At 50.8% G+C, this 11,900-nt stretch carries 10 protein-coding genes; 8 read left to right on the forward strand and 2 right to left on the reverse strand.

Translation table 11 applies throughout. The features are described 5' to 3' along the window. Positions 1-61: 61 nt before the first annotated feature. A complete protein-coding gene (locus V3O24_RS01125) occupies positions 62-2,686 on the reverse strand; it encodes an MFS transporter (protein ID WP_331305790.1) in 2,625 nt (874 codons plus the stop codon). Positions 2,687-2,911: 225 nt separating this feature from the next. Between V3O24_RS01125 and V3O24_RS01130 the strand changes: the two genes are divergently transcribed. From V3O24_RS01130 to V3O24_RS01150, 5 genes are all read left to right on the forward strand, one after another. After that, on the forward strand, positions 2,912-4,159 hold the full coding sequence (locus V3O24_RS01130) for an alginate export family protein (RefSeq protein WP_331305791.1): 1,248 nt from the start codon (positions 2,912-2,914) through the stop codon (positions 4,157-4,159). Positions 4,160-4,336: 177 nt separating this feature from the next. Further along, positions 4,337-4,714 carry a response regulator gene (locus V3O24_RS01135; protein ID WP_258076585.1) on the forward strand — a complete coding sequence of 126 codons (378 nt, stop codon included), beginning with the start codon at positions 4,337-4,339 and terminating at the stop codon, positions 4,712-4,714. Beyond that, the gene (locus V3O24_RS01140; RefSeq protein WP_104423246.1) at positions 4,711-5,325 is read left to right on the forward strand and encodes a chemotaxis protein CheC; all 615 of its coding nucleotides are present in this window, start codon (positions 4,711-4,713) and stop codon (positions 5,323-5,325) included. Before V3O24_RS01135 ends, V3O24_RS01140 begins: the two co-directional genes overlap by 4 nt. A gap of 95 nt (positions 5,326-5,420) precedes the next feature. Beyond that, positions 5,421-6,365, forward strand: a complete 945-nt coding sequence (locus V3O24_RS01145) for a diguanylate cyclase (RefSeq protein WP_331305797.1) — start codon at positions 5,421-5,423, stop codon at positions 6,363-6,365. Between the two features lie 106 nt (positions 6,366-6,471). Next, positions 6,472-7,929, forward strand: a complete 1,458-nt coding sequence (locus V3O24_RS01150; RefSeq protein ID WP_331305798.1) for a M48 family metalloprotease — start codon at positions 6,472-6,474, stop codon at positions 7,927-7,929. Positions 7,930-8,361: 432 nt separating this feature from the next. Here V3O24_RS01150 and V3O24_RS01155 read toward each other — a convergent pair whose 3' ends face one another. Beyond that, positions 8,362-8,688, reverse strand: coding sequence for a hypothetical protein (locus tag V3O24_RS01155; protein WP_331305800.1), 327 nt, complete (start codon positions 8,686-8,688; stop codon positions 8,362-8,364). Between the two features lie 353 nt (positions 8,689-9,041). Here V3O24_RS01155 and V3O24_RS01160 point away from each other — a divergent pair, with 353 nt between their 5' ends. The 3 genes from V3O24_RS01160 to V3O24_RS01170 all read left to right on the forward strand — a co-directional run. Further along, positions 9,042-9,746: a hypothetical protein gene (locus V3O24_RS01160; protein ID WP_331305801.1), complete on the forward strand. Its 705-nt coding sequence runs from the start codon at positions 9,042-9,044 to the stop codon at positions 9,744-9,746. A gap of 199 nt (positions 9,747-9,945) precedes the next feature. Beyond that, positions 9,946-10,413 carry a hypothetical protein gene (locus tag V3O24_RS01165; RefSeq protein ID WP_331305802.1) on the forward strand — a complete coding sequence of 156 codons (468 nt, stop codon included), beginning with the start codon at positions 9,946-9,948 and terminating at the stop codon, positions 10,411-10,413. A gap of 279 nt (positions 10,414-10,692) precedes the next feature. Continuing rightward, positions 10,693-11,900, forward strand: a 1,208-nt coding sequence (locus V3O24_RS01170; protein ID WP_331305803.1) for a hypothetical protein, incomplete at its 3' end; no start/stop codon positions are given.

An 11,900-nucleotide genomic window follows, 5' to 3' on the forward strand; every position in this document is an offset into this window, starting at 1 on the left:
ACCAAAGTAAAAACTTCGCGCCCTTCGTGTCTTCGTGGTGATAGCTTTTATTTTGCAACGGTCAACAAGGCATAGCCGCCGTTTTACGCGCGTAAAACCACCAAGTGATACCGATACACACCAGATAAAAAACAATGAAACAATACAACGCGGCATCGGGAGCGCCGGTCATGCTGATCGCCGTACCGTAGCTCTTCGGGATAAAGAATGCGCCGTATGCTGCTATCGCCGAGCTAAAACCCAGCACCGCCGCCGCTTCCTTTGCCGCATCTTTCTTGGCGTTGGCAATCGCATCGCTGCCCTGGCCTTTGACCGCGCACAAACGCTCAGTCATGAAGATAACCGGAATCATGCGGAAGGTGGAGCCGTTGCCGATGCCGGTCGTGATAAACAACAACATGAACATCGCAAGAAAGCCCCAGAAATCGCCCGCATTGCCCACCGAAGGCATGAAATGCAACACGCCGAACACCGCGCCAACCATGATCACGAAATTCCACAGCGTCACCCTGGCCCCGCCCAGCTTGTCGGCCAGCCAGCCGCCGACCGGCCTGATCAACGCGCCGACCAGCGGCCCCAAAAAGGCGTATTCGGTCGGGTTGACCTCGGGAAACAGGATTTTAGTCAACATCGGGAAACCGGCTGCATAGCCGATAAACGAACCGAAGGTTCCGGTGTAAAGCCAGCACATCAGCCAGTTATGTTTGCGCTTGAAAATGATCGCTTGTTCCTTGAACGATGCCTTGGCCGAGGCAATATCATTCATGCCGAACCACGCCGCGATGCTGGTGGCAATAATAAACGGCACCCAGATAAAACCGGCGTTTTGCAGCCAGATGGATTTGCTCACCCCCGCCTTAACCCACTCTTGCGGATCGCCGCCCAATGAGCCGAACACGCCCGCCGCGATAACCAACGGCACCACAAACTGCACGGTGCTGACGCCCAAATTGCCCAAACCGGCATTCAAGCCCAGGGCTGTGCCTTTTTGGGATTGAGGATAAAAGAAGCTGATATTCGCCATGCTGGACGCAAAATTGCCGCCGCCGAAACCGCACAGCAAGGCCAACACCACCATCAATACATAAGGTGTTTCGGGATTTTGCACCGCAAAACCGATCCATAACGACGGCAACAGCAACGAGGCGGTGCTGATCGTCGTCCAGCGACGGCCGCCGAAAATCGGCACCATGAACGAATAGAAAATCCGTAAGGTCGCGCCCGACAAACCCGGCAGCGCCGCCAGCCAGAACAGTTCATCAGTGGTGTATTTAAAGCCGATGCTGGGCAGGTTGATCACCACGACGCTCCACACCATCCACACCGCAAAAGCCAGCAACAACGCGGGGATACTTATCCACAGATTACGGGTGGCGATACGCTTGCCGGTCTTTTCCCAGAAGCCTTTATCTTCAGGATTCCAATCGGCAAGCACCAGCGGGGACGGATGACTCAGCTCATGCAGATCTTTCGAAATTTTAGCCAATTCAGGCACGACGCGGCGTTCCATCCTGACAATCGAAAAATGCATCCAGGTCAGCGCAATCGTCATCAACACGAACAGCAGCATGAAGCAGCTGCTCCAGATGCCGGTCAAATCGTTCAACATACCGAAAGTCAGCGGCAGCAAGAACCCACCCAAGCCCCCTATCATGCCTACTGCGCCGCCTACAGCGCCGACGTTGTCGGGATAATAAACCGGGATATGCTTGTACACCGCCGCTTTGCCGAACGACATGAACAGGCCCAGCACGGCGACCAGAAAGATAAAGCCCATCGGTTGAATCGCCAGACTGAAGGTAATATCGCCCTTAATGCCGTGTACGATGTAATCCGTAGGCGGATAGGACAGGAAAAAGGTACAGATCGTCGCGACAATAAACGTCCAGTACATCAATAACCGCGCGCCGTAACGGTCTGACAACCAGCCGCCCAGAGCGCGGAACAGGCTGGCGAAAATCGAATAGGCCGCAGCCAGCATGCCCGCCGACTTTATATCGAAACCGTAAGCGCCGACCAGATAGCGCGGCAGCCACAACGCCAATGCGACAAAAGCCCCGAATACGCAGAAGTAATACAGCGAAAACCGCCAGACCCGCATATCCTTCAGCGGTTCCAGCTGCTTCAGGAATGAATCGGGTTTGATGTTGGACTCGCGGCGCTGTTTGAGCATCGGTTCGTCATCGGTAACAAACCAGAAGATTACCGCCATTAACAACAACGCTGCCGCCCAGATTTGCGCCACGGCATGCCATCCGAATGCGACCATCACAAAAGGCGCGACGAATTTCGTCACCGCCGCTCCGACGTTGCCGAGCCCGAAAATACCTAACGCCGTGCCTTGCTTCTCTTTAGGGTACCAACGCGAAACATAAGCAATACCGACGGCGAACGATCCGCCGGCAACCCCGATACCGAGCGCCGTGACCAGAAACAGGGTATACGTTTCAACGAGGGTCAGCAGCAAGGTGGCGATAGCCGCCGTCACCATGACCAGCGCATAAACGATACGCCCGCCGTACTGGTCGCTCCAGATGCCTAGAATCAGCCTGATTAACGAACCTGAAAGTATCGGCGTGCCGACCAGCAAGCCGAATTCGGTCTCGCTTAAATGCAGGTCTTTCTGGATTTGCAAGCCGATGATTGAAAAGATAGTCCACACCGCAAAGCAAACGGTGAATGCCACGGTGCTCGCGGTTAGAGCATATTTTTGCTGAGAAGAATTAATGTCCGGCACGGTATTCACCCTTTTTTCTTATTGTTATTGCCTGATACACTAACACAAAACAGGTGATATTCAATATCTAAAATACAACTTATCCCGGTTTCTCCAATTCATTCATATCTATTTGAAATATAATAAATAGTGTTACAATTATTTTTACATTTTCATCCATGCAAAGAGGGCTTCATGCCACAGCAACACAAAAAAACGCCATGGACAGCCTTATCCGTAACGCTGCTGTCACTCGCTGCCGCCAATAGCCAAGTATCCGCCGATACGACTCAATCCATTGAAGAGGCACTCAAGTTCGGAGACGGAGGGGCGGTTAAAGTTGACGCTAATTACCGTTATGAAAATGTTGACCAGGACAGGGGCGCGCAAAAAACCGCCAACGCCAATACCATACGCACGCGCTTAGGCTTACTCACGCCGGTATTCCACGGTCTGCAAGGTTATGTGGAATACGAAGGCACCCACGCATTGCAATCGGATTACAACAATGGGCGCGGCGACAAACCTGAGTATTCGACCGTCGCAGACCCCGGCTACAATGAACTTAACCAGATGTGGATCGGTTATGCGGGCGTTCCCGATACTTTTATTAAAGGCGGGCGGCAACGCATCAAATTTGATGACGACCGCTTCATCGGCAACGTCGGCTGGCGGCAGCTGGAAACAACATTCGATTCGGTTTTAATCACCAATAAATCGATCGAAGACCTGACCGTCAATGTCGGCTATATAGGCAACGTGCAAACCTTCACCGCAACGACTGAGAACATTAACGCCCCCGTCGTCAATGCCAACTATAGCCTCGGCGACTATGGCAGCCTGATCGGTTACGGCTATTGGCTTGATTATACCGAGCGGGAAAATTATCAAAAATCGAGCCAGACATACGGCCTACGCTTCATTAACAGCGATAAACCGAAAAAATTCCATGAACATTACAGCCTGCTTTACACCGCTGAATGGAGCTTTCAACAGGATTACCAGCATTCGCCGACGCCCTATCAGGCGGACCGTTTCAATCTAATGGGGGGATTCACCGCTTATAATTTCAGCTTCCAGGGCGCCATGGAACAACTTAACGGCTTCGGTCAAAACAAGACTTTTAATACCCCGCTGGGCACCAACCATGCATTCCAGGGCTGGGCCGATTTATTCCTGATTACGCCTAATGACGGTATCCGTGACGTGTTCGGCACCGTCAGCGCAAAGTTCATGGAAAACGACAGCCTCGTATTATCGGGCATTTATCACGATTTTACCGACGATACCGGCCGCGCTCATTATGGCAAGGAATGGGATTTCCAGGCGGTCAAAAAATTCGGCAAGCATTATTCGTTACTGGCCAAATACGCTAATTACGATGCCGATACCTTCTCTACCGATACTCAAAAAATCTGGCTACAAGGCAACGTCAATTTCTGACGCAATCCGAATCCGCGCCTAAAAAATATCGAGCCGGGACTAACATTCCAACCAAGCCGCGCAACCTCGTGGGTTCAACTGAAATTTAGCCGCATATAACAAGGTTTTAAATTGAGCATCACAGCCTTTTTATGTAGAATGCGGCAAGTTTAAATCCAGCAAAAATCAATCATTCCCGTGGATAGTCCAATAAAAAAGCTTTTGATCGTCGATGACAGTAAAGTATCGAGAATGTTAATCCGTTCACATATTCTTGCTCGTCGCCCGGAATGGATAATCTCTGAAGCAGCCTGCGGCGAAGAAGCTATTGCACTCATTGATAATGACCTTCCCGACTACTGCACCATGGATATTAACATGCCGGGCATTTCGGGGACCGATGCGGCGGAGCGGATGCTGTCCAAATATCCTTCAATAAAAATCGTTATTTTCTCGGCGAATATCCAAGAAACGCATCAAGAACGCGCACGCCTGCTTGGAACCATATTAGTTGCAAAACCGGTCACAGAAAAATCAATTACCCTGGCGCTAAACTGTTTTTCAGATTCCAAATGAGCAGCCTTAGCGAACTTCATCTTGACGCTCTGGCGGAGGTCTTCAGCATCGGCGCCGGCCGTGCTGCATTAAGCCTAAGCGAGATCGTCGGCGATGAAGTGCGCATTTCCGTTCCCTCTGTTCAAATCATTAACTCGGAAGACATAAACTCGGCGACATTGTCGCTAAACAATGGCCGGTTTGGCGCGGTAAACCAACACTTCCGCGGCCCGTTTAATGCCGAGGCCGTGCTTTTATTTACCGAAGATCAAGCGTTGAAGATCGTGGGTGACATGATGGGGTCTCAAATGAGCATTGACGAACTTGCGGAATTTGAACATGAAGCCATGTGTGAATTGGGTAACATCATTTTAAACGCCTGCCTGTCGGCAATGGCCGACATATTCAGTTTTACGCTGGAAAGCTCCTTGCCCGATTATGCCGTCGCATCAGCCGATGAAATATTACACCGGCTCAAAGAGAATTCCACTCAGCCCTATATTATGGTGCTGCACATCGATCTCACCATTGAAAAACGGCATACGGCCGGCAACCTCGTCTTTCTGTTAAGCTCGGCATCGCTGGATAATCTTGTCTCTCATCTTGATCAATTCCTGGGCAATATTACATGAATAAAATCCCGGCAACTGCCCCTGAGTCGCCTAAAATGCCTATTTTGAGAGTCCCGCCTCCTGCCCCCGCGCAGCCGGGGAGCAATCGTTTTGACATGGAAGATATATTTCATGCGCTTAATCTCGGCGTGTGCGTTGTTGATGACTGCGGCAAGATATTGCTGTGGAATAACTGGATCGCCAAACATAGTAATATTAAAGAAGCTGAGGCACTTAATCAGCAACTTGAAAAAGTGTTTACAGAACCTGTGTCGCCCGCATTTCTGGCCGCGCTCAAAAACACGCTGACATATAGACTGCCGGTGGTTTTATCCACGGCGCTGCATCGCGCGCCGCTACCGCTGTATAACGCACACGGGACTGAACAGCAAACCAGGATGTATCAATCGATCACCATCACCCCCATTCAGTCACAGTTGAGTGAATCCTGCTGTCTTATTCAGATAACCGACTCCAGCCCATCAATCAAGCGAGAAAAAATATTGCGCTCTCATTCGGAAATTCTGAAAAAAGAAGCAACAACCGACAGCTTGACCGACATCTGCAATCGCAGATTCTTCGACGCGCATTACGAAATGGCCGTAGCCGATGCAAAAAGGCGAAAACACTCTTTATCCATCTTCATGGTCGACATTGATTTTTTTAAGTCGTACAACGATTACTACGGACATATGGCCGGCGATAATGTAATAAAGCTCGTCGCCAATGCATTAAAATCCCAACTCTCCCGCGCTACCGACATAGTGGCGCGGTATGGCGGAGAAGAATTCGTTCTGGTAATGCCGCATTTACCCCAACAAGTCGCCGAGCAATTTGCTGAAAAGCTCAGAAACGCCGTCCTCAACCTGGAAATACCGCATCTAAAATCCCGCCCGTTCAACCAGATAACCATTAGCATCGGCCTCTATACCGGTATCCCGGTAAACGGCGACAGCCTGTTAAACAAAGCCGACGTAGCGCTCTATCAAGCCAAGCTGAAAGGCCGCAACCGGTACATATCCTTACCGCTTTGCGAAACAGAAGAATATCTGGAACAATAGACTTGTCCCGCGCCGCATCCGCGGGATAAAACTCAAGCTCATAAACCGACGGGATATGATGATTGAGCCGCCAACAATCAAGTTAAATTTTATTCCGCCTCATCGTATGAAATTCAAACCATCCGCTATTACGCTAGCCTTGAGCCTTGCTCTGTTCCCTGCCCCACAGCAGGCCGTTGAAATCACCAAAATCGAATTGCCCGACATGGGCGATTCCTCCGGCGCCCTGATTACACCCGCCGAAGAAAAAGAGTTCGGCGAAGCATTTTTCCGCAGCCTGCACTCGCAAATCTCCATCAACCAGGATGCCGAAATTCAACACTACATCCAGACGATCGGTGAAAAATTGGTCGCCAACAGCGATGCGCCGAGCAATCCGTTCCATTTTTTTGTGGTGCTGGAAGATGACATTAACGCTTTTGCGGGGCCCGGCGGCTATATTGGCGTAAACTCGGGATTAATTTTAATCACCGAAGCCGAAAGCGAATTAGCCTCGGTTATGGCGCACGAAATCGCCCACGTTACCCAGCGCCATTTATACCGCGCTTATGAAGCCTCCAGCCGCCTGTCGATCCCTACCGCCGCAGCATCCTTGGCCGCTATTTTATTGGGCACTCAATCGCCCGCTCTTGGTCAGGCCGCTATCGTAGCCATTCAGGCCGGCAGCGTGCAGTTTCAGATTGATTTTACCCGCGAGAACGAGGCCGAAGCCGATCGTGTCGGCATGCAAACCCTGGCGGCGTCACAATATGACCCGCGCAGCATGCCCACTTTTTTCGAACGCTTACAGCAATCCAGCCGCTATTACGGGCAAAATATCCCCGAGTTTTTAAGAACTCACCCGGTTACCGCGTCACGTATTTCCGACACACGCGGCCGCGCTGAAACCTATCCCTATAAACAATACCCGGACTCACTGGGTTACCAGTTAGCCAAAGCAAAAATCCGCGTGCTGACCGGCAAGGACAATGCCGATACGCTTAAATACTTCCAGTCCCGGTCAATCCAGGGCACGACTGAACAACGCACCGTCGCCCGGTACGGACTAGGTCTGTCCGAGCTTAACATGCAAAAATACAATGAAGCGGAAGCCATTTTTGAACAACTCATCAAAGAATATCCCAACCAGCCTCAATACATAACCGCGCTTGCCCGTACAGCGCTGGAATCCAAGAATTACACTGTAGCGCTTGCCCGATATAAAAAATTGACCGAGCAATTTCCTAATAACGAAGCCATCAAGCTCGAATACGTCACCTCTCTGCTAAAAGCGGGTAAGCCTGAATTGGCGCGGAAGACCTTACTGTCGTTAAAACCCAAAACCCAACAACAACCGATTTATTCGCAACTGTTGGCGCAAGTTTATAGCGACTTAAACCACCCCGCCGAGTCCCATCGTTATCTTGCGGAATACTACTATGCAACGGGGCAAACCAAGGATGCAATCCTGCAAATAAAACTGGCTCAAAAATCGAAAGGCCTTAATTTCCAGCTATCCGCGATCCTTAATGAACGGCTCAGCTTCTTTCTCAATCAGGAAGAAGAAGCCCGCCTCAACCGATAAGAACCTGAACGTTAGCTGAACAAAAAAGCACTGCTTGCCTGCCGTTTCGTTTATTAGAAATCGCTAACACTCAATAACAAACTGTATTTATTACACATTTAAGATAGCGTTATATTTTTCCGAAAAAACCCCATTTTTAAATAGACAACGAGGTTCCATTTGAATAGAATTTGCCCCGGCTTAACGGAGTGAGTCCGGTTTAATTACCGACTAAGAGGGGGAATTTAGTCTTTTAGACTAGCTGAATAATAATAATAAAATAAGTGACACTGCTTGGGTCAAGTTGTACAAACGACAACTGAATAATAATAATAACAGCACTCAACACGCCCGCTTTATGCGGGCTTTTTATTGCCCACTACATACTGAGCAAACCTGGGCTACAAACATCCAAATGGCGGGCATACAGTCATGCCCGCACGATGAAATGCGCTAATACGGTTTGCAATTCAGCCCGGGATTAACCTGCAAGCCCGAGCCGGCGTCAATCTTACCGTTACAACTATTGCTGCCGGAAGATTCAATACTGTAGCTGCAAGTTCCAGAACACTGTTCCCCGGTAACGCAACCATAGGTCTGGTCCGGCGCTACTTTGGTGGAAATAGGCGGATTCGCGCATTCTTTGATAGAAACGTTCAACGTTGCATTCGCGTTGTTATTGATCTCAAGGGCAAACGCCGGATTTGCCACCGCAAGCAGACTTGCCGCCATAACCGCTGTTTTCACAAAACGGTATCCCAAAGAAAATACTGTGTTCATATGATGTCTCCTAATTGATTTTAATAGTGAGCAGACAACCCATATCAACAACCGGAGTGGCTCCGTCCTGAATAACCCCGCTCTCCATTTCCCGGCATCGGTAAACCTGCAGGCGTTGAAACAAAATACATTCCGGCCGTAAGATCGAAGGTAGTCTGCCTAAGTAGACGATCAGCCGAAAAAATTGTGAATCCAACCAAACTGGCTCAAGCGTTTTGAATAACGAAGTCCGATGAGTAATATTTTCACAAAATGCGCGCATCGCCGTCTTAGTATTTAAGGCATTGGGCGATTCCGGCACTGTGTTATACGGGGCGGCGGCAAAGCACCAATATTAAAGACGATCGGGTTAAGTGATAAGACCCATCGGCCATTCTACTCCTTACTCTTTTTTGGATGAGAACGACATCATGCGCGCCAAGCCATTCCTCCAGTACTTGCAAGCCTACTATAACCCTCAGACAGCGGCTTTTCTGGCCGACACGCCCGACATCCGGGGCGGCTGGGAAGTCTGGCTTCAAGTTGAAATCGCCCGCACCTTCGTTAGCCTCAACCAAAACTGGATCTGCGAAAGGGAACTGCCTTATCCGTCAGGCAACTTATTCAACCCGTATCTCACCTATGACGCCGATGATGGCCTTGCCCCGGTAGGAACTACTTCCAATGCGCGCTATGCCGCAAGATGCGACTTCTTCCTGTATCGAAAAGAGTCTATATCAATCGCCGATGAAACCTATATAGAGCTCAAGTGCATCAATCCCAGTGTTCAGTATCCTCATCGCGATGCCTGGACGCGTTTTAAAAAAGACGTAATCAAAATCCAGGCATTGCAAAAAGCAAACAAGCAGTTGAACTGCATAGCGCTGCTGGCAACGTCCGGCGTATTTAACAAAGACGCCGTCGGCGGAGAAAATCCGGGACTCGCCTGGTTCTGGAATCAGGACGAAGGCCGCGTTGCTTACGTCTGGGACCCGACCCAAAACGCCGTGACGACATTACAGAATGTCGCACTGGACGGCTCAGGCCGTTTTTTCATCGTCGCCGTAGCCATAACTTAATAACAGCATGAACTGCGGTCACGATCACTTGGTCGACAGCTAAGCGGGACCGATTGTTTCTCCGCCGCTACATTTTCATTAACAAACGGACGCACAAATCATTCGCTTAGGGCGGCTGTAATGCGGCATAAACCCTCAGGCGTTTCTTTTGATTGAAAACCTCATAAATCCTATCACCCCCTGAAAGGAGCTCAAGAACATGCCAATCGACCCAAAATTAACCCAATCGATAAACCAAGTGTTAGAGCGCCTGCCGGTTGTCGTCAGCGACATTGAGCAGCGAAAAGATTACGCCAAAAACACGGAATTTGCCGCGGACGTCAGCCGCTTGAACGCATTCAAGCAACAACTGCTGATTGTAAAAGACGCCCCATCCCCGTCCCCGGCTCTATTGACCGAATTGCAAAGTACCGCAAAGAACACCATCCAGCCGCTGATCGAAAGCCTGATTTCCGCCAATGTGGTCATCGCCAAGATGGGACAGTTGAACACTCATCGAACCATCGAGCCCAAGGATGCGATAGACCACAATGCAAACATGGCCCTGCTGCAAGACGCTATCCAGACGCTTATAGTCTGCTTGACACCGGCCTCCGGCTCGGAAACAGACGACATACTGTCCAAGCAATTCGATGACTGGCTGCTCAGCTTGGACAACAAGAACTAAAAGCCGGCAGGCATTATAAATCCCGGCTTTTTTAGCGATGGGAATGGCGCGGGCGAAGCCTGCCAACTCGTTCAAATCCTCTGAGCGTAAGCCACGCAATCCATGCACCCAGTTCCTCACCCGATCAGTAACGGGTAATTCACAAAAATAGCTGCAAACCGTCTATTTCCTTAAGGACGGGAACGCATCGAAAAAGGGATCGGATCCCCCAGCAATAGCCGCGTTCCTGAAGACCGAATAACCCATCGAGCCTATCACCCGATAAGGAAATAAGTCAACATGTCAAACAATCCCAAACTGGACCAATCAATAAAACAAGTCCTTGAGAGCCTGCCTGTCGTCGTCAGCGATATTCAGGAACGGCCGGATTACAACCAAAATCCGGCGTTCGCCGACGACATCAAGCACTTGAACAACTTCAAACAGGAGTTGCTGATCGCGAACGTTGCCCCATCTCTGTCGACATCCGCAATGGCCGAATTGCAAAATACGGCGAAGAACACCATCCTGCCTATGGTCGAAAACCAGATCGCCGCCAATGTGGCGATCACCAAGATGGGACAGTTAAACACCAACCGCACCATTACCCCTACACTGGCGACGAAGCTCAATATAAATCTGGCTTCATTCCAAGATGAGGTGCAGTTGCTGGTGGCCTATTTATCGGAAGCCCTAACGCCCCCTCCACCGGAAAAAGGCCGGTTGCTGCGTCTTGAAGTCAGCGGCGCCCAAAAGATAGACGATAACCGCTATATCGCCGATTATGCGCCGGTCGGCAACGTCGTAATCCGCGCTGTCGTTGAGCCGAACGCCCCTTCTGTCATCGAGTCCCTGAACTGGGAGGGAGGCGAATCCGGCTCCACCAAGGATTGCCGCCTAATCCCCCTCGACCGGATAACCCGGAAAGACAGTCCGGCGGTCATTACCGCATGGCTCGGCGACACGCGCCTGCAAATCTCCGTGACCGTGCGGCCGCTGCTGGGCGGCCTGGATGTCAGCAACGCGATATATAACGGAGAGCGCTGGATCGCTCAATACTCTGCCGACGGCGAACCTGTCACGGTACGGGCAACAATGATGCCGGACATCCCGGACGCCTACCGCTATCTTAGCTGGGATGGCGGCAACATAGACCCACAGCATCAAAATGACCGCCGGCTGGTGCCGCGCAACGCGGTGACCCAACCGGGCAAGCCGGTTGCCGTGTCCGCCAAACTCAATCCGCAACTTGAGGTTCAAATCGAAGTGGTGCCGCAACTCACGGCTTTGACTGTGACCACCGGCGACGGTCTTGCAAACCCGACAGCAACCGAAGGCAATACCTCGCGCTATACTATCGCCTACGGCAACGGCAACATCACCGTCACCGCCGTGACCCAACCGGCAAGCGTTGAGGCATGGGCCCATATCGCCTGGACCGGCAACGGCGTTGACGGCGGCCAGGCTAATATCAAGACCCTGCCGCGTAACGCCCTGACCACTTTCGG

Source organism: Methylobacter sp. Wu8, assembly GCF_036440755.1.
In the GTDB taxonomy this organism is placed as follows: domain Bacteria; phylum Pseudomonadota; class Gammaproteobacteria; order Methylococcales; family Methylomonadaceae; genus Methylobacter_A; species Methylobacter_A tundripaludum_A.